The organism is Streptomyces sp. LHD-70 (genome assembly GCF_031157275.1).
GTDB lineage: Bacteria > Actinomycetota > Actinomycetes > Streptomycetales > Streptomycetaceae > Streptomyces.
The window spans coordinates 227,773-244,139 of sequence record NZ_JAVIFW010000008.1 but is presented as its reverse complement, the minus strand read 5'-3'; the positions used below and the strand labels follow the sequence as shown (position 1 = coordinate 244,139).

The following is a 16,367-nucleotide window of genomic DNA, read 5'->3' as shown; positions in this document are numbered from 1 at the left end:
TTCCGTAGCTAGCGGAAACAGAGAGAGGTAATTCCAATGGCTGGACCCCAGCGCCGCGGTGGCGGTGCCGGTGGCGGCGAGCGGCGGGACCGGAAGGGTCGCGACGGTGGCGCTGCTGCCGCCGAGAAGACCGCGTACGTTGAGCGCGTTGTCGCGATCAACCGCGTCGCCAAGGTTGTGAAGGGTGGTCGTCGCTTCAGCTTCACCGCGCTGGTCGTGGTGGGCGATGGTGACGGCACCGTGGGTGTCGGTTACGGCAAGGCCAAGGAGGTGCCGGCCGCCATCGCCAAGGGTGTTGAGGAGGCCAAGAAGCACTTCTTCAAGGTCCCCCGTATCCAGGGCACCATCCCGCACCCGATCACGGGCGAGAAGGCTGCGGGCGTCGTCCTGCTCAAGCCTGCTTCCCCCGGTACCGGTGTTATCGCCGGTGGCCCGGTGCGTGCGGTGCTCGAGTGCGCCGGCGTTCACGACATCCTGTCGAAGTCGCTCGGTTCGTCGAACGCGATCAACATCGTGCACGCGACCGTGGAGGCCCTGAGGGGTCTGCAGCGTCCCGAGGAGATCGCGGCTCGCCGTGGTCTGCCGCTCGAGGACGTCGCGCCTGCGGCTCTGCTTCGTGCACGTGCCGGGGCTGGTGCTGCGTAATGGCACAGCTCAAGATCACGCAGACGAAGTCGTACATCGGCAGCAAGCAGAACCACCGTGACACCCTGCGCTCCCTTGGTCTCAAGGGCATCAACACGCAGGTCGTCAAGGAGGACCGCCCCGAGTTCCGCGGCATGGTGCAGACCGTCCGCCACCTCGTGACGGTCGAGGAGGTCGACTGACATGGCGGAGCAGAACCCGCTGAAGGTCCACAACCTCCGTCCGGCCCCCGGCGCCAAGACCGCCAAGACCCGTGTTGGTCGTGGTGAGGCGTCGAAGGGTAAGACGGCCGGTCGTGGTACCAAGGGCACGAAGGCCCGTTACCAGGTTCCGGAGCGCTTCGAGGGTGGCCAGATGCCCCTCCACATGCGCCTCCCGAAGCTGAAGGGCTTCAAGAACCCGTTCAAGACCGAGTTCCAGGTCGTGAACCTCGACAAGCTGGCCGCGCTCTACCCCGAGGGTGGAGAGGTCACCGTCGAGGGCCTCGTGGCCAAGGGTGCCGTTCGCAAGAACAGCCTCGTCAAGGTCCTGGGCCAGGGCGAGGTCTCCGTGGCGCTGCAGGTGACGGTCGACGCCGTCTCCAGCTCCGCCAAGGAGAAGATCACCGCCGCGGGCGGTACCGTCACCGAGCTCGTCTGAGTAACTCAGACGAGGTCGCGATGACTTGAACGATCCCACCGGGGATGCCTCACAAATGGGGCATCCCCGGTTGGTCGTTCCAAGGGGGGCACGTACGCCGGTAAGGTGGCGTGCACTTGCTACTTTCCGGGCGGTCTGCTTACGGCTCACCGCGCGGTTCTTGCCCTGAAACGTATTTGTCGATCCTCAAGACCGTCACCTCTGACGCAGTAGCGCGGGGGTCGCAGGAGGCACCGTGCTCACCGCGTTCGCCCGGGCGTTCAAAACGCCCGACCTGCGCAAGAAGCTGCTCTTCACACTCGGCGTGATCGTGATCTACCGGATCGGTGCGCACATCCCGATTCCGGGCGTCAGCTATACCAACGTCCAGGTCTGTATGGACCAGGCGAACCAGAGTCAGCAGGGTCTGCTGTCGCTGGTCAACATGTTCAGTGGTGGCGCGCTTCTCCAGATCACCATTTTCGCGTTGGGCATCATGCCGTACATCACGGCGAGCATCATTCTGCAGCTGTTGACCGTGGTGATCCCGCGGCTTGAAGCGCTGAAGAAGGAAGGGCAGTCGGGCCAGGCCAAGATCACGCAGTACACGCGTTATCTGACGGTCGCCCTCGCCGTTCTGCAGGGCACCGGCCTCGTCGCCACCGCCCGTAGCGGAGCTCTGTTCCAGGGCTGCCCGGTCGCCAGCGAGATCGTTCCTGACCAGTCGATCTTCGTGACCATCACCATGGTCATCACGATGACCGCCGGTACGGCCGTGGTGATGTGGCTCGGCGAGCTCGTCACCGACCGCGGCATCGGCAACGGCATGTCGATCCTGATGTTCATCTCGATCGCGGCGGGCTTCCCCGGCGCCCTGTGGGCCATCAAGCAGCAGGGTGACCTCGCGGGCGGCTGGATCGAGTTCGGCACCGTGATCCTGGTGGGCCTGTTCATGGTCGGCCTGGTCGTCTTCGTCGAGCAGGCGCAGCGCCGCATCCCTGTGCAGTATGCGAAGCGCATGATCGGTCGCCGTTCCTACGGCGGGACGTCGACGTACATCCCGCTGAAGGTGAACCAGGCGGGTGTGATTCCCGTCATCTTCGCGTCGTCGCTGCTCTACATTCCGGCGTTGATCGTGCAGTTCTCCGGCAATTCTCAGGCCGGTTGGGCCCAGTGGATCCGGAACAATCTGGAGCCAACGGACGCTCCGGTGCACATCACGCTTTACTTCCTTCTAATCGTCTTTTTCGCCTTCTTCTACGTGGCTATCTCGTTCAACCCCGAGGAAGTCGCGGACAACATGAAGAAGTATGGTGGCTTCATCCCGGGCATCCGGGCTGGCCGACCCACTGCTGAGTACCTGAGCTACGTGCTCAACCGGATCACCTGGCCGGGGTCGCTGTACTTGGGCCTTATTGCTCTCGTGCCGACGATGGCGTTGGCGGGCTTCGGAGCGAACCAGAACTTCCCGTTCGGCGGGACAAGCATCCTGATCATCGTGGGTGTGGGTCTGGAGACCGTGAAGCAGATCGAGAGCCAGCTCCAGCAGCGCAATTACGAAGGGTTCCTCCGCTGATGCGTATCGTCCTCGTCGGACCGCCCGGTGCGGGCAAGGGAACGCAGGCCGCGTTCCTCGCCAAGAACCTGTCGATCCCGCACATCTCCACGGGCGACCTGTTCCGCGCCAACATCAGCCAGCAGACGGAGCTGGGCAAGCTGGCCAAGTCCTACATGGATGCCGGCAACCTGGTTCCCGACGAGGTCACCATCGGCATGGCGAAGGACCGCATGGCGCAGCCGGACGCCGGGAACGGCTTCCTGCTCGACGGCTTCCCCCGCAATGTCTCGCAGGCCGAGTCGCTCGACGAGGCGCTCAAGGTCGACGGTGTGAAGCTGGACGCGGTCCTGGACCTCGAGGTCCCCGAGGACGAGGTGGTCAAGCGCATCGCCGGCCGCCGCATCTGCCGCAACGACTCGGCCCACGTCTTCCACGTCGAGTACAAGCAGCCCAAGACCGAGGGCGTCTGCGACGTCTGCGGCGGCGAGCTGTACCAGCGCGGTGACGACAAGGAAGAGACCGTACGCAAGCGTCTCGAGGTCTACCACCGCGAGACCGAGCCGATCATCGACCACTACCGGGCCCAGGGCCTGGTGGTCACCATCTCCGCGCTCGGCGAGGTCGCCGACGTGACGGACCGGGCGATGGCGGCGCTGCAGAAGTCCGCCTAGGACCCGAGCGGCACAACCACAGAGCAGCATGCAGAAGTACGGCCGCGGTGACCTATGGGTCCCGCGGCCGTACTGTTGAGATCCAGCGGTATCAGATCCAGCGGTAGTACCGAGAACAGCGGCGGAAGGCACAGCAAGGTCATGGTGGAGATCAAGACTCCCGAGCAGATCGCGAAGATGCGTGCGGCGGGCCTTGTCGTCGCCGCCATCCACGAGGCCACCCGCGAGGCGGCCGTCCCGGGCGCCACCACGAAGGACCTGGACGATGTGGCGCGCAAGGTGCTCGCGGAGCACGGCGCGAAGTCCAACTTCCTTGGCTACGGCGGCTTCCCGGCCACGATCTGCACCTCCAAGAACGAGGTCGTCGTCCACGGCATCCCGAGCGAGGACGTCGTCCTGGCGGACGGCGACATCATCTCGATCGACTGCGGTGCGATCATCGACGGCTGGCACGGCGACGCCGCGTACACCGCGTTCGTGGGTTCCGGGCACGCGCCCGAGCTGATCGAGCTGTCGCGGGTCACCGAGGAGTCGATGTGGGCCGGCCTCGCGGCGATGAAGCTCGGCAACCGGCTGGTCGACATCTCCAAGGCCGTCGAGTCCTACATCCGCCGCCAGCCCCGCCCGGCCACCGGTAAGTACGGCATCGTCGAGGACTACGGCGGTCACGGCATCGGCTCGCAGATGCACATGGACCCGCACGTCCTGAACTACGTCGAGCGCCGGCGCGGCCGCGGCCCGAAGCTGGTGCCCGGCATGTGCCTGGCCATCGAGCCGATGGTGAGCCTCGGCACACCGCGTACGAATGTGCTTGAGGACGACTGGACGGTGGTCACGACCGACGGCACCTGGTCCTCGCACTGGGAGCACTCGATCGCGCTGACCGAGCAGGGCCCCCTGGTCCTCACCGCACGCGACGGTGGAAAGGCGAAGCTCGCGGAGTACGGGATCACGACTGCTCCGGACCCGCTGGCGTAGTCGCCTGCTTAAGGATCTCCCGTTCGGGGCATTCTCTCTGGATTCGTCTTTCCGAGTGCTCTGACGTAGACTGACTCGTCGGCTCTCGTGTATCCGCATGTCTGCATGTCAAACCGCATGTCAGACGGGCGGCCAGCGAGGAAGTCGATCAAGGTAGTCGATTCGAAGGGCAAAGCGTGGCCAAGAAGCAAGGTGCCATCGAGATCGAGGGCACTGTCGTCGAGTCTCTGCCGAACGCCATGTTCAAGGTCGAGCTCCAGAACGGCCACCAGGTCCTGGCACATATCAGCGGCAAGATGCGCATGCACTACATCCGCATCCTCCCTGACGACCGGGTCGTGGTGGAGCTGTCTCCGTACGACCTGACGCGTGGCCGGATCGTCTACCGGTACAAGTAGATCTTGCCTGCATCCCGCTCCTGGCGGGGTGGTGGCACCTGACCCGGAGAACCTCACCCAATGAAGGTCAAGCCGAGCGTCAAGAAGATCTGCGACAAGTGCAGGGTGATTCGCCGTCACGGCCGAGTCATGATCATCTGCGACAACCCGCGCCACAAGCAGCGCCAGGGCTGACGCAGGTCTGCATCCGCAGATCTTCGCGCGACGCATAGCGATACGTACATACGCAGGACCCGCCTCTCTTCAGTGATGGAGGGCGACACCCCCGGTCGGAGGCCGGGGACCCGGTTCGTACCGAAGCCTCGTAGAGAGGTGGACGGCGGGCGGGAGCGGCCCTGTGGAAGACCTCCGAAGAATCAACTGGAGCCATTAAATGGCACGCGTTTCCGGTGTTGACATCCCGCGCGAAAAGCGCGTGGAGGTCGCCCTCACCTACGTGTTCGGTATTGGCCGGACGCTCTCCCAGCAGACGCTGGCCGCCACCGGCGTGAACCCGAACACCCGCGTTCGTGACCTGGCCGAAGAGGACCTGGTCAAGATCCGCGAGTACGTGGACGCCAACATCCAGACCGAGGGTGACCTCCGTCGCGAGATCCAGGGCGACATCCGCCGCAAGATCGAGATCGGCTGCTACGCGGGCATCCGCCACCGTCGTGGCCTGCCCGTGCACGGTCAGCGCACCAGCACCAACGCCCGCACCCGCAAGGGCCCGCGTCGCGCCATCGCCGGCAAGAAGAAGCCGGGCAAGAAGTAGTCCTCAGCGGACAACGCTTCACCAGCGGTCTTCGCTGTAGGACCGACCACCTCCCCGTAGGAGTTATAGATGCCCCCCAAGGGTCGTCAGGGCGCTGCCAAGAAGGTGCGCCGCAAGGAAAAGAAGAACGTCGCTCACGGCCACGCGCACATCAAGAGCACGTTCAACAACACGATCGTGTCCATCACGGACCCGACCGGCAACGTGATCTCGTGGGCCTCCGCCGGCCACGTCGGCTTCAAGGGCTCGCGCAAGTCCACGCCGTTCGCCGCGCAGATGGCCGCCGAGTCGGCTGCCCGCCGCGCGCAGGAGCACGGCATGCGCAAGGTCGACGTCTTCGTCAAGGGCCCGGGTTCCGGTCGTGAGACCGCCATCCGCTCCCTGCAGGCCACCGGCCTCGAGGTCGGCTCGATCCAGGACGTCACGCCGACCCCGCACAACGGCTGCCGTCCGCCCAAGCGTCGCCGCGTCTGACCTTCGGGTCGTCGCAGGCCGCTTGGTCTGAGGATTTCGGGCGGTACGGCTCTTTCGGGTCGTGCCGCCCGTACCCTTGTAGTGCTAGTCGGGCATCAAATAGCGGGTGCCCCTGACTGAAGGAACGCAACATGCTGATTGCTCAGCGTCCCTCGTTGACCGAAGAGGTCGTCGACGAATTCCGCTCCCGGTTCGTGATCGAGCCGCTGGAGCCGGGCTTCGGCTACACCCTCGGCAACTCCCTCCGCCGTACCCTCCTCTCGTCGATCCCCGGCGCTGCTGTCACCAGCATCCGGATCGACGGTGTCCTGCACGAGTTCACCACCGTGCCGGGCGTCAAGGAGGACGTCACCGACCTCATCCTCAACATCAAGCAGCTGGTCGTCTCCTCGGAGCACGACGAGCCGGTCGTGATGTACCTGCGCAAGCAGGGCCCGGGTCTGGTCACCGCCGCCGACATCGCGCCCCCGGCCGGTGTCGAGGTGCACAACCCCGACCTGGTCCTCGCCACGCTCAACGGCAAGGGCAAGCTGGAGATGGAGCTGACCGTCGAGCGCGGTCGCGGTTACGTCTCCGCCGTGCAGAACAAGCAGGTGGGCCAGGAGATCGGTCGTATCCCGGTCGACTCCATCTACTCGCCGGTTCTCAAGGTCACGTACAAGGTCGAGGCCACGCGTGTCGAGCAGCGCACCGACTTCGACAAGCTGATCGTCGACGTCGAGACCAAGCAGGCCATGCGCCCGCGTGACGCCATGGCGTCCGCCGGCAAGACCCTGGTCGAGCTGTTCGGTCTGGCCCGCGAGCTCAACATCGACGCCGAGGGCATCGACATGGGCCCGTCCCCGACGGACGCCGCCCTGGCCGCCGATCTGGCGCTGCCGATCGAGGAGCTCGAGCTCACCGTTCGGTCGTACAACTGCCTCAAGCGCGAGGGCATCCACTCCGTGGGTGAGCTCGTGGCTCGTTCCGAGGCCGACCTGCTCGACATCCGCAACTTCGGTGCGAAGTCGATCGACGAGGTCAAGGCGAAGCTGGCGGGCATGGGCCTGGCGCTCAAGGACTCGCCTCCCGGCTTCGACCCGACCGCCGCCGCGGACGCCTTCGGCGCGGACGACGACGCGGACGCCGGTTTCGTGGAGACCGAGCAGTACTGATTGCTGCCCGCAGGCGTCCGTCTGCGGGGCCCTGACTCCGGTACCTGATACGGCCGGGGCAGACACTGAGGAGAAACACCATGCCGAAGCCCGCCAAGGGTGCCCGTATGGGCGGCAGCGCGTCGCACGAGAAGGCGATGCTGGCGAACCTCGCCAAGTCGCTCTTCGAGCACGGCCGCATCACCACCACCGAGGCCAAGGCGCGCCGTCTGCGTCCGGTCGCGGAGCGCCTGATCACCAAGGCGAAGAAGGGCGACATCCACAACCGTCGCCAGGTGCTGCAGACCATCACGGACAAGAGCATCGTGCACACGCTCTTCACCGAGATCGGCCCGCGGTACGAGAACCGCCCGGGTGGTTACACCCGTATCACCAAGATCGGTAACCGCCGTGGCGACAACGCGCCCATGGCCGTCATCGAGCTGGTGGAGGCCCTGACCGTGGCCCAGGAGGCCACCGGTGAGGCCGAGGCCGCGACGAAGCGTGCCGCCAAGGACGCCGAAGCTGCTCCGGCAGCGGAGTCCACGGAGGCCTGAGCCTCCGGCTCCGGGTCTTGAGCGGGTCCACCCCTTTGCGGGTGGGCCCGCTTTTCGTTCCCACAGCGGTGAGAAAGGGAGTTCTGGGTGAGTGATGAAGTGGCCGACGGGTTCGTACGTGTACGGCTCGACCTGTCGTACGACGGCAAGGACTTCTCCGGCTGGGCCAAGCAGCGCGAGGGGCAGCGGACCGTCCAGGGGGAGATCGAGGCCGCGCTGCGTACGGTGACGCGGTCGACGGAGACCTTCGAGCTGACCGTCGCCGGGCGCACCGACTCCGGCGTGCACGCGCGCGGGCAGGTGGCGCACGTCGACCTGCCCGAGGAGCTGTGGGCCGAGCACAGGGAGAAGCTGCTGCGGCGGCTGGCCGGGCGGCTGTCGCACGACGTGCGGATCTGGTCGGTACAGGAGGCGCCGGCCGGGTTCAACGCGCGGTTCTCGGCGATCTGGCGGCGGTACGCGTACCGGGTCACCGACCACCCCGGCGGCGTCGACCCGCTGCTGCGCAGTCATGTGCTGTGGCACGACTGGGAGTTGGACGTCGACGCGATGAACGCGGCGGCCCGGCAGCTGCTCGGCGAGCACGACTTCGCGGCGTACTGCAAGAAGCGCGAGGGCGCCACGACCATTCGTGCGCTGCAGGAACTCAGCCTGGTGCGCGGTGAGGACGGGATCATCACCGCGACCGTGCGGGCCGACGCCTTCTGCCACAACATGGTGCGCTCGCTGATCGGGGCGCTGCTGTTCGTCGGCGACGGCCACCGGGACACCGACTGGCCGGGCAAGGTGCTCGCCGCGCGGGTGCGGGACTCGGCCGTGCACGTCGTACGACCGCACGGCCTGACCCTGGAGGAAGTCGGTTACCCCGCCGACGAGTTGCTCGCCGCCCGCAACCGGGAGGCGCGCAACAAGCGTTCGCTGCCGGGGGGTTCCGGTGGGCTAGCCGAGGCCGGCTGCTGCTGAGGCCTGCATCTCGCCGCGCTTGTGGATCTGCTGGAAGGCGAGCCCCTGCAGGTCCTTGGCGATGGCGAAGACCTTCTCGTCCTTGGCCGTGACCGCCTTGCCGTTGGTGAATCCGGCGGTCGTGAAGTAGCCGTAGCGGCCGTAGGAGTTGATGGTCGTGAAGCACGTCGACGTACGGCAGAAGGACGGGACTCCCTTGCCGGGGAGGGACATGACGTTGCCCTTCTTGTCCGCCTCGTCCTTGGCCTTGCGGGCCTGCTTGTCGTTCTCGAAGACCGCGACGCCGATGGTCACGGCGACGCCGTCCTTCACGTACGTGACGCGCATCAGGCGCTCGCAGTCGTTGGCGTTCAGGACCGGGCCGAGCGTGCCCTGGGTGGCGTCCGCGCACTTCTTGGTGCCGGTCGACGCGCCCTTCTTGTAGACCGCGCTGCCCTTGGTGAACTTCTTGCCGGGGAACAGCGAGTCGGTGGACAGCGGAGCCTTGTCCTTCTTCGCGTCGGAGATGAACTCCTTGGGGTCCGGCGGGGGCGGCGGTTTGGTCTCGGCGAACGTCGGGCCGGCCGAGGAGGTGCTGTTCGGGATCTCCTCGGAGGCGGGCAGATCGTCGGGGTTCTTCGCCTCGTTCTTGCCGTTGGCGGAGACGACGGCGGTCGCGACGATGCCGGCGATCACGGCCGTCGCCAGCGCGCCACCGCCGATCATCAGCCACTTCTTGCGCCGGTTGCGTGACTCGGAGGCCTCCGCGAGCGCCGCCCAGTCGGGCGCCTGCGACTGGGGTTCCTGCGGTGCGCCGGGGCCCCACTGAGGCCCCCCTTGCCCAAAGCTCATGGGCCGCATCCTAAGGGTTGAGCCGGAGGGGAGGGAGCGCGCGTTACGCACGGGTGATGTGGTCTTCGCGACCTAGCCTCACCTCCATGTATGCGGTCAAATCTGGTGTTCTGGTGTGGTTTTGGCGGACTGCTCCCTGGCAGGCCTGGGGTGCGGTGGGCCTTCTTCTGCTCGCGACGGTCGTACGGGTCGGGCGCGGCTCCGCCGACGGGGGGATGGACAACGCGATCGTCGTGCGGGCCGCCGAGACCTGGCTGGACGGCGGATCGCCCTACGCCGACCCGCACTTCCTCTATTTGCCCAGTGCCGTTCTCGCCGCCGTGCCCGAAGTCCTGGTCCCCGGCGGGGTGTTGAGGTATCTCGCGCCGGCCGTCGTCGTCTGCGGGCTGCTCGTGGGCTGGGGGTGCGCGCTGCGGCTGTACGGGATCGCGTGGCGCAGCCGGTTCGCGGCGGGCGGGCTCGGCGGGCTCGCCCTCGGCTTCGCGCCCTTCGGGCACCTCGTACAGCTCGGCAACTGGACGGTCGTGTCGGCCGCGGCCCTGCCGCTCGCGCTGCTGCTCGCGCACCGGGGGCGGTGGGCGGGCGGGCGGTGATCGGCGCCGCGATCGCGGTGAAGCCGCTGCTCGTGCCCGTACTGCTGCTCTTCGTGCTCGCCCGCCGGTGGCGCGGCCTCGCTCTCGCCGTGCTCGTGCCCGCCGTGGCCTCCGGCCTCGCCGCGCTCGCGATGCCGGACCCGGCGGGTTTCTTCACGCGGACGCTGCCGTTCCTGTTCAGCGGCGACGACACCTTCGTACGGCTCTACGAGGCTTCGCCCGGGGCCGTCCTTCCGCGGCTCGGGGTGCCGCAGGCCGTCGCCTCGGCGGTCGGGCTCGCGGGGGCGGGCGCGGGGGTGTGGATCGCCCGGCGGCGGTGGAGGTGTGAGGGCGCGACAGGGGCAGGGGCAGGGGCAGAGGCGGCGGCCGGGCGGATCGCGGAGAGCGCGGTGCTCGTGATGCTGTCGGCGTTCCTGGTCTCGCGGCCCTCGTACGACCACTACCTGCTGGTCGTCGTGCCGCTGCTGCTCGCCGGGGCCGTGGTCGAGGGGGCGCCCGCGCGGACGCCGTGGTTCTGGCTCGCCCTGCTCCCGCAGGTGCCGGGCTTCGTGTGGCCGTGGCTGGAGGCGGGGGAGCGGCGGGCCTTCAAGGACGCGGTCACGCTGTGCCTCCTGGCCGTGACGGTCGCCGTGTGCTGTGCGCGGCGCGGTCCGGTTACCGTGGATGCGGCAGATCCGCCCGGTGCGGAGGAGTCGGCGGTGCCGGCCTCCGGAGCCGCGTTTTGACCCGTGCGAAGCGGTACGGGTACTCTCGTGGATTGATACGTATTGGCTTCGTCGTTCTCACGCGCTGGGCCCTTACGTAGGTTCCCTGGAGCAGTTACCAGTGGCTTGCATACGGGCAGCGTCCCCGGCACTGTGAGCCCCAGCTGCATGATCGCTTCCTGGGTGCCGTGTGTCTGGACCCCATCCACTGAAGAAGCGAAGGCTACGAAGTGCGTACGTACAGCCCCAAGCCCGGCGATGTCACTCGCCAGTGGCACATCATCGACGCTCAGGACATCGTCCTGGGTCGTCTGGCGACTACGGCAGCGAACCTCCTGAGGGGCAAGCACAAGCCGACCTACGCCCCGCACATGGACATGGGCGACTTCGTCATCATCATCAACGCTGACAAGGTCCACCTGTCCGGCAACAAGAAGACCCAGAAGATGGCGTACCGCCACTCCGGGTACCCGGGTGGTCTGCGCTCCGTCCGTTACGACGAGCTGCTCGAGAAGAGCCCCGAGAAGGCTGTCGAGAAGGCCGTCAAGGGCATGATCCCCAAGAACTCCCTGGGCCGTCAGATGCTCTCGAAGCTGAAGATCTACTCGGGCGACCAGCACCCGCACGCTGCTCAGCAGCCGGTGCCGTTCGAGATCACCCAGGTCGCGCAGTAATTCCGGCCACAGCCCCTAAGACGTAAAGAAAGATCTGAGGAGAATCGTGGCCGAGACCACCGTTGAGACGCCGGTCGAAGAGACCGAGATCGTCGACGTAGAGCAGTACACCACCGAGTCGGACGCGCCCGTCGAGGGCGAGTACACCTCGGAGTCCAACGCCGCGCGCTTCGGCGACCCGCAGCCGGCCGCCGGCCTGGGCCGTCGCAAGAACGCCATCGCCCGCGTCCGGATCGTCCCGGGCACCGGCAAGTGGAAGGTCAACGGGCGCACGCTCGAGGACTACTTCCCGAACAAGGTCCACCAGCAGGAAGTCAACGAGCCCTTCAAGGTGCTCGAGCTGGACGGCCGTTACGACGTCATCGCCCGTATCTCGGGTGGCGGCGTCTCCGGTCAGGCCGGTGCGCTCCGTCTCGGTGTCGCCCGCGCCCTGAACGAGGCCGACGTCGAGAACAACCGCGGCGCCCTGAAGAAGGCCGGTTACCTCAAGCGTGACGACCGTGCGGTCGAGCGCAAGAAGGCCGGTCTCAAGAAGGCCCGTAAGGCCCCGCAGTACAGCAAGCGCTAATCGCTGCCTGCACACTGCACCTCGAACGCCCCGGCGGCACGCTCTGTGCTGCCGGGGCGTTCGTGTTATCAACCGCGTTGGGCGTATAACGACAGAAGCGCTCAACAGTGCATGTTCGGAGCAGCAGATACGTTCCGAAGGCTTCAGGAAAGTACGGAGGACACCAGTGGGACGACTCTTCGGCACGGACGGCGTGCGCGGCGTCGCCAACGCGGATCTGACGGCCGAGCTGGCGCTCGGACTCTCCGTGGCGGCGGCCCACGTACTCGCCGAGGCGGGCACGTTCGAGGGCCATCGGCCGACGGCTGTGGTCGGGCGTGATCCGCGTGCGTCCGGGGAGTTCCTGGAGGCCGCCGTGGTGGCGGGCCTCGCCAGCGCCGGTGTGGACGTGCTGCGCGTCGGCGTGCTGCCGACCCCGGCGGTCGCGTACCTCACCGGAGTGCTCGGTGCGGACCTCGGCGTGATGCTCTCCGCCAGCCACAACGCCATGCCGGACAACGGCGTCAAGTTCTTCGCGCGCGGCGGCCACAAGCTCGCCGACGAGCTGGAGGACCGCATCGAGTCCCTCTACGAGGAGCACCGCACCGGCGCCCCCTGGGAGCGGCCCACGGGCGCGGGCGTCGGTCGCGTGAGGGTGTACGACGAGGGCTTCGACCGGTACGTGGCGCATCTCATCGGGGTGCTGCCCAACCGGCTCGACGGGCTGAAGATCGTCCTCGACGAGGCGCACGGCGCGGCCGCGCGGGTCTCGCCCGAGGCGTTCGCGCGCGCCGGTGCCGAGGTCGTCACGATCGGCGCCGAGCCGGACGGCCTGAACATCAACGACGGCTGCGGCTCGACCCACTTGGAGCTGCTGCGCGCCGCCGTCGTCGAGCACGGCGCCGACCTCGGCATCGCGCACGACGGTGACGCCGACCGCTGCCTCGCCGTGGACCACACCGGCGATGAGGTGGACGGCGACCAGATCCTCGCCGTGCTCGCGCTCGCCATGCGGGAGCGGGGTGCGCTGTGCAAGGAGACCGTCGTGGCGACGGTGATGTCCAACCTGGGCTTCAAGCTGGCGATGGAGAGCGAGGGCGTCGCGCTCGTCCAGACCGCCGTGGGCGACCGGTACGTCCTGGAGTCGATGAAGGAGAACGGCTACGCGCTCGGTGGCGAGCAGTCCGGGCACGTGATCATCCTCGACCACGCGACGACCGGCGACGGCACGCTGACCGGCCTGATGCTGGCGGCCCGGGTCGCGCAGACCGGCCGGAGCCTCAAGGAGCTCGTGGGGGTCATGCGGCGGCTTCCGCAGGTGCTGATCAACGTCCCGGACGTGGACAGGTCCCGCGTCGCCACATCGGCCGAGCTGGCCAACGCGGTCGGCGAGGCGGAGCGTCAACTGGGCGCCACCGGGCGGGTGTTGCTGCGTCCCTCGGGGACGGAGCCGCTGGTCCGCGTGATGGTCGAGGCCGCCGACATCGAGCAGGCCCGGGCGGTCGCCGAGCAGCTCGCCGATGCGGTGAAGTCCTCGCTCGGCTGAGCGGATCTAGGCGGGTCCAAGCGGGTCCAAGCGGATCCAAGCGGATCTAGGCGGGCCTGAGCGGGGCCAAGCGGATCTAAGCCGATCTAGGTGGGCCTGAGCGGGGCCAAGCGGATCTAGGCCGACCTCTTGGCGGTGCGCTCGCGCTGGACGGCCCAGAACCACTTCTGGGCGAGGAGCGTGAGCGTGCCCGCCAGGACGATGCCGAGCAGGTTCAGCAGGAGTTGCTCGATCGAGTGCCAGGCCTGCCCGTACGCGTCGTAGCTGAACGCGACCGCCGCGTTCGCCGCCGCCGGGACCGTCGTCACCGAGATCGCGACGCCCACGAGGGCGCCCGACTTGGCCGAGGTCAGCGAGAGTGTGCCGGCCATGCCCGCGAGGACGGCCACGATGAACGAGAACTCGTCCGGCCGGTAGATGAAGTTGGTGTTGGGCCGCTCGGCCCCCAACTGCTCGGCGCTGAACAGCCCTTGCCAGTCCATGAAGTAGCTGAACCCCACCGTCACCAGCATGGCGAGGGCGAAGCCCACAAGCAGGGCGATCAGGGAGCGCAGGGCGAGGCGCGGCGCGCGTCGCACCACGGCCGTGCAGATCCCGGCCAGCGGGCCGAACTCCGGGCCGACCGCCATCGCGCCGACGATCAGGATCGCGTTGTCGAGGACCACACCGCAGGCCGCGATCATCGTGGCGAGGGTGAGGAACGCGACGTACGTGAGGGAGAGCGTCGACTCCTCGTGCGTGGCGTCGGTGAGCTGCTCCCAGACCACCGCGTCCGCGCCCTCGCCGGGTGCGTCCGCCTCGGCCCGGTCGGCGCGCTCCGACAGGCACAGGTCGAGGTTCTCCAGGGAGATCGCGCCGTCCTTGTCGAGCCCCAGGGAGCGCAGTCCGGCGAGGAGTTGGTCGGTCGCCTCGCGGGCCACGTCGCACAGGACCAGGTCGCCCCGCGGGTCGCGGGCGGCGCCGGGGACGACCGCGAGATGGGCGGTGCCGACGGTCTCCTCGATCAGGCGGACCGCGTCGTCCGTGCGGTCGGGCGGCGTGATCAGGCGCAGATGCAGCATCCCCGCAGCCTACGGTGGGGCCGGGGTCAGAGCTTGCGCAGGCGGAGGCGCTGGACCTTGTGGTCGGGGCCCTTGCGCAGGACGAGGTCGGCGCGGCCGCGCGTGGGGGCCACGTTCTCCAGCAGGTTGGGCTTGTTGATGGTGCGCCACATCGTGCGGGCGTAGTCGAGGGCCTCCTCCTCGGAGACCGCGGTGTGGCGGTGGAAGTACGAGTCGGGGTTCTGGAACGCGGTCTGGCGCAGCTTCTTGAAGCGGTTCAGGTACCACTGCTCGATGTCCTCCGGCTTCGCGTCCACGTACACGCTGAAGTCGAAGTAGTCCGCGAGGCCGACGCGGGTGCGGCCGTCCTTGCCGGGCAGGGCGGGCTGCAGGACGTTCAGGCCCTCCACGATCAGGATGTCCGGGCGGCGCACGGTGAGGCGCTGGCCGGGCACGATGTCGTAGATCAGGTGCGAGTAGACGGGGGCGGTGACCTCGTCCTTGCCGGCCTTGATGTCGGCGACGAAGCGGGTCAGGGCGCGGCGGTCGTACGACTCGGGGAAGCCCTTGCGGGCGGTGAGGCCGCGCTCCTTGAGCTCCTTCATCGGCCACAGGAAGCCGTCCGTGGTGACGAGTTCGACGCGCGGGTGCTCGGGCCAGCGGGCGAGCAGCGCCTGCAGCAGGCGGGCCACGGTGGACTTGCCGACGGCCACGGAACCGGCGACGCCTATGACGAACGGCGTGCCGTACTGGGTGCCGTGGCCGCCGCCGGTGTCCCCGAGGAAGGTGTTCAGGGCGCCGCGCAGGTTGTCCGTCGCGCCGACGTAGAGGTTCAGGAGGCGGGAGAGCGGCAGATAGACGTCGCGTACCTCGTCCAGGTCGATGACGTCGCCGAGGCCGCGCAGCCGCTCGACCTCGTCGGCGGTGAGCGGCAGCGGCGTCTTCTCGCGCAGCGCGCTCCACTCGGCGCGCGTCAGATCGACATATGGCGTCGGCTCTGCGCGTCGGTGGGCACTGCGGTGGGCGCTTCGGGGCGGCGAAGAGATCACGACAACATTGTTGCGGCTGGATGAACGTGTTGGCGGGTGGGGTGCGTCACGTGCCCGCTCCCGAGCCCGCCGTAAGGTCTAGACCGCTCGGGGTGAGCGGGAGTACGGTCCGGGCTCTGGGCGAGCGAGCCGCGCGCCCTCGGGCCCAGGGGGCGTCATGTCCGTACGCAGCCGTGTCTTCGGCCGTCGCAGATCCGTCGGGTCTCTCGCGGTGGAGCGGGACGCGTTCGCCGCGGAGGTCCGGGACGAGCTGGCCCTCGACCTGCCCGACGAGGATCTCGCCGAGGACCCGCAGGACTGCCTCGACTTCTACCGGCCGGGCAGCAAGCCGCGCTGCGAGGAGCTGGAGTATCTGCAGATGCTGCGCGAGGCCCGTGACCGGATCGCGCGGCACGACTGATGCGCGGGGGCGGAGAGCCGTGGCACGGCCGATGCCGAGGCCGGACCTCGAAAGTCGCGGCTGATGCCCGCTCCCGGACCTCGAAAGGCGCGGCTGACGCCCGAGGCCGGAGAGCCCACCTCGGCCGATAGCCGAGGCCGGACCTCGAAAGGCGCGGCTGATGCCCGGGGCCGGATCCCGAAGTCGCGGCCGATGCCCGGGAGCGGGCAGCGCGCCCCGGGCGGCGGCGGAATC

Annotated in this window: 22 protein-coding genes; 19 read left to right on the top strand and 3 right to left on the bottom strand. The window is 68.1% G+C overall.

Annotated features, from left to right (window positions below):
* Positions 1–36 precede the first annotated feature (36 nt).
* The 13 genes from rpsE to truA all read left to right on the top strand — a co-directional run bounded on the left by rpsE (position 37) and on the right by truA (position 8,749).
* On the top strand, positions 37–645 hold the full coding sequence (gene rpsE, locus RCO28_RS17955; RefSeq protein WP_308942144.1) for a 30S ribosomal protein S5: 609 nt from the start codon (positions 37–39) through the stop codon (positions 643–645).
* On the top strand, positions 645–827 hold the full coding sequence (gene rpmD, locus RCO28_RS17950) for a 50S ribosomal protein L30 (RefSeq protein ID WP_030567278.1): 183 nt from the start codon (positions 645–647) through the stop codon (positions 825–827). The genes rpsE and rpmD overlap by 1 nt, the downstream gene beginning before the upstream one ends.
* Position 828: 1 nt before the next feature.
* Entirely contained in the window at positions 829–1,284 is a 456-nt protein-coding gene (gene rplO / locus RCO28_RS17945) for a 50S ribosomal protein L15 (RefSeq protein WP_308942143.1), read from the top strand.
* A 235-nt stretch (positions 1,285–1,519) separates the two neighbouring features.
* Positions 1,520–2,839, top strand: coding sequence for a preprotein translocase subunit SecY (gene secY / locus RCO28_RS17940; RefSeq protein WP_308942142.1), 1,320 nt, complete (start codon positions 1,520–1,522; stop codon positions 2,837–2,839).
* Complete coding sequence (locus RCO28_RS17935; RefSeq protein ID WP_308942141.1) at positions 2,839–3,492, top strand: adenylate kinase; 654 nt, start codon at positions 2,839–2,841, stop codon at positions 3,490–3,492. The genes secY and RCO28_RS17935 overlap by 1 nt, the downstream gene beginning before the upstream one ends.
* Positions 3,493–3,633: 141 nt before the next feature.
* Positions 3,634–4,470 (top strand): type I methionyl aminopeptidase, encoded by an 837-nt coding sequence (gene map / locus RCO28_RS17930; protein WP_308942140.1) that lies wholly within the window; start codon positions 3,634–3,636, stop codon positions 4,468–4,470.
* Between the two features lie 176 nt (positions 4,471–4,646).
* Entirely contained in the window at positions 4,647–4,868 is a 222-nt protein-coding gene (gene infA / locus RCO28_RS17925) for a translation initiation factor IF-1 (RefSeq protein ID WP_003948620.1), read from the top strand.
* A gap of 60 nt (positions 4,869–4,928) precedes the next feature.
* The gene (gene rpmJ / locus RCO28_RS17920; protein WP_003948619.1) at positions 4,929–5,042 is read left to right on the top strand and encodes a 50S ribosomal protein L36; all 114 of its coding nucleotides are present in this window, start codon (positions 4,929–4,931) and stop codon (positions 5,040–5,042) included.
* A 199-nt stretch (positions 5,043–5,241) separates the two neighbouring features.
* Positions 5,242–5,622, top strand: coding sequence for a 30S ribosomal protein S13 (rpsM, locus tag RCO28_RS17915; protein WP_308942139.1), 381 nt, complete (start codon positions 5,242–5,244; stop codon positions 5,620–5,622).
* Between the two features lie 69 nt (positions 5,623–5,691).
* Positions 5,692–6,096 (top strand): 30S ribosomal protein S11, encoded by a 405-nt coding sequence (gene rpsK / locus RCO28_RS17910; protein ID WP_003948617.1) that lies wholly within the window; start codon positions 5,692–5,694, stop codon positions 6,094–6,096.
* Positions 6,097–6,227: 131 nt separating this feature from the next.
* Positions 6,228–7,250 (top strand): DNA-directed RNA polymerase subunit alpha, encoded by a 1,023-nt coding sequence (locus tag RCO28_RS17905; protein ID WP_003966937.1) that lies wholly within the window; start codon positions 6,228–6,230, stop codon positions 7,248–7,250.
* Between the two features lie 80 nt (positions 7,251–7,330).
* Positions 7,331–7,786 (top strand): 50S ribosomal protein L17, encoded by a 456-nt coding sequence (rplQ, locus tag RCO28_RS17900; protein ID WP_282535576.1) that lies wholly within the window; start codon positions 7,331–7,333, stop codon positions 7,784–7,786.
* Positions 7,787–7,873: 87 nt separating this feature from the next.
* Complete coding sequence (gene truA / locus RCO28_RS17895; RefSeq protein WP_308942138.1) at positions 7,874–8,749, top strand: tRNA pseudouridine(38-40) synthase TruA; 876 nt, start codon at positions 7,874–7,876, stop codon at positions 8,747–8,749.
* On the opposite strand, the gene RCO28_RS17890 is transcribed toward truA, so the two are convergent.
* On the bottom strand, positions 8,726–9,580 hold the full coding sequence (locus RCO28_RS17890; protein WP_308942137.1) for a hypothetical protein: 855 nt from the start codon (positions 9,578–9,580) through the stop codon (positions 8,726–8,728). The genes truA and RCO28_RS17890 overlap by 24 nt on opposite strands.
* Before the next feature lie 86 nt (positions 9,581–9,666).
* Between RCO28_RS17890 and RCO28_RS39370 the strand changes: the two genes are divergently transcribed.
* The 5 genes from RCO28_RS39370 to glmM all read left to right on the top strand — a co-directional run bounded on the left by RCO28_RS39370 (position 9,667) and on the right by glmM (position 13,644).
* Positions 9,667–10,173 (top strand): hypothetical protein, encoded by a 507-nt coding sequence (locus RCO28_RS39370; RefSeq protein ID WP_374991188.1) that lies wholly within the window; start codon positions 9,667–9,669, stop codon positions 10,171–10,173.
* Complete coding sequence (locus RCO28_RS17885) at positions 10,170–10,898, top strand: glycosyltransferase 87 family protein (RefSeq protein ID WP_374991187.1); 729 nt, start codon at positions 10,170–10,172, stop codon at positions 10,896–10,898. Before RCO28_RS39370 ends, RCO28_RS17885 begins: the two co-directional genes overlap by 4 nt.
* Positions 10,899–11,107: 209 nt before the next feature.
* Positions 11,108–11,551, top strand: coding sequence for a 50S ribosomal protein L13 (gene rplM / locus RCO28_RS17880; protein WP_282511129.1), 444 nt, complete (start codon positions 11,108–11,110; stop codon positions 11,549–11,551).
* Positions 11,552–11,597: 46 nt separating this feature from the next.
* Positions 11,598–12,119, top strand: coding sequence for a 30S ribosomal protein S9 (rpsI, locus tag RCO28_RS17875; RefSeq protein ID WP_282535580.1), 522 nt, complete (start codon positions 11,598–11,600; stop codon positions 12,117–12,119).
* 166 nt (positions 12,120–12,285) lie between these two features.
* Positions 12,286–13,644, top strand: coding sequence for a phosphoglucosamine mutase (gene glmM, locus RCO28_RS17870; protein WP_308942136.1), 1,359 nt, complete (start codon positions 12,286–12,288; stop codon positions 13,642–13,644).
* A 116-nt stretch (positions 13,645–13,760) separates the two neighbouring features.
* On the opposite strand, the gene RCO28_RS17865 is transcribed toward glmM, so the two are convergent.
* Positions 13,761–14,705, bottom strand: coding sequence for a DUF389 domain-containing protein (locus tag RCO28_RS17865; RefSeq protein ID WP_308942135.1), 945 nt, complete (start codon positions 14,703–14,705; stop codon positions 13,761–13,763).
* A gap of 26 nt (positions 14,706–14,731) precedes the next feature.
* Complete coding sequence (gene coaA / locus RCO28_RS17860) at positions 14,732–15,733, bottom strand: type I pantothenate kinase (protein ID WP_308942134.1); 1,002 nt, start codon at positions 15,731–15,733, stop codon at positions 14,732–14,734.
* A gap of 157 nt (positions 15,734–15,890) precedes the next feature.
* Between coaA and RCO28_RS17855 the strand changes: the two genes are divergently transcribed.
* Entirely contained in the window at positions 15,891–16,133 is a 243-nt protein-coding gene (locus RCO28_RS17855) for a hypothetical protein (protein ID WP_308942133.1), read from the top strand.
* Positions 16,134–16,367 lie beyond the last annotated feature (234 nt).

What these genes read in the sequence shown, in the direction of transcription:
- rpsE (WP_308942144.1), top strand. Translation starts at nt 37, where the DNA reads ATGGCTGGACCCCAGCGCCGCGGTGGCGGTGCCGGTGGCGGCGAGCGG.
- rpmD (WP_030567278.1), top strand. Translation starts at nt 645, where the DNA reads ATGGCACAGCTCAAGATCACGCAGACGAAGTCGTACATCGGCAGCAAG.
- rplO (WP_308942143.1), top strand. Translation starts at nt 829, where the DNA reads ATGGCGGAGCAGAACCCGCTGAAGGTCCACAACCTCCGTCCGGCCCCC.
- RCO28_RS17935 (WP_308942141.1), top strand. Translation starts at nt 2,839, where the DNA reads ATGCGTATCGTCCTCGTCGGACCGCCCGGTGCGGGCAAGGGAACGCAG.
- map (WP_308942140.1), top strand. Translation starts at nt 3,634, where the DNA reads ATGGTGGAGATCAAGACTCCCGAGCAGATCGCGAAGATGCGTGCGGCG.
- rpmJ (WP_003948619.1), top strand. Translation starts at nt 4,929, where the DNA reads ATGAAGGTCAAGCCGAGCGTCAAGAAGATCTGCGACAAGTGCAGGGTG.
- rpsM (WP_308942139.1), top strand. Translation starts at nt 5,242, where the DNA reads ATGGCACGCGTTTCCGGTGTTGACATCCCGCGCGAAAAGCGCGTGGAG.
- rpsK (WP_003948617.1), top strand. Translation starts at nt 5,692, where the DNA reads ATGCCCCCCAAGGGTCGTCAGGGCGCTGCCAAGAAGGTGCGCCGCAAG.
- RCO28_RS17905 (WP_003966937.1), top strand. Translation starts at nt 6,228, where the DNA reads ATGCTGATTGCTCAGCGTCCCTCGTTGACCGAAGAGGTCGTCGACGAA.
- rplQ (WP_282535576.1), top strand. Translation starts at nt 7,331, where the DNA reads ATGCCGAAGCCCGCCAAGGGTGCCCGTATGGGCGGCAGCGCGTCGCAC.
- RCO28_RS17890 (WP_308942137.1), bottom strand. Translation starts at nt 9,580, where the DNA reads ATGAGCTTTGGGCAAGGGGGGCCTCAGTGGGGCCCCGGCGCACCGCAG.
- RCO28_RS39370 (WP_374991188.1), top strand. Translation starts at nt 9,667, where the DNA reads ATGTATGCGGTCAAATCTGGTGTTCTGGTGTGGTTTTGGCGGACTGCT.
- RCO28_RS17865 (WP_308942135.1), bottom strand. Translation starts at nt 14,705, where the DNA reads ATGCTGCATCTGCGCCTGATCACGCCGCCCGACCGCACGGACGACGCG.
- RCO28_RS17855 (WP_308942133.1), top strand. Translation starts at nt 15,891, where the DNA reads ATGTCCGTACGCAGCCGTGTCTTCGGCCGTCGCAGATCCGTCGGGTCT.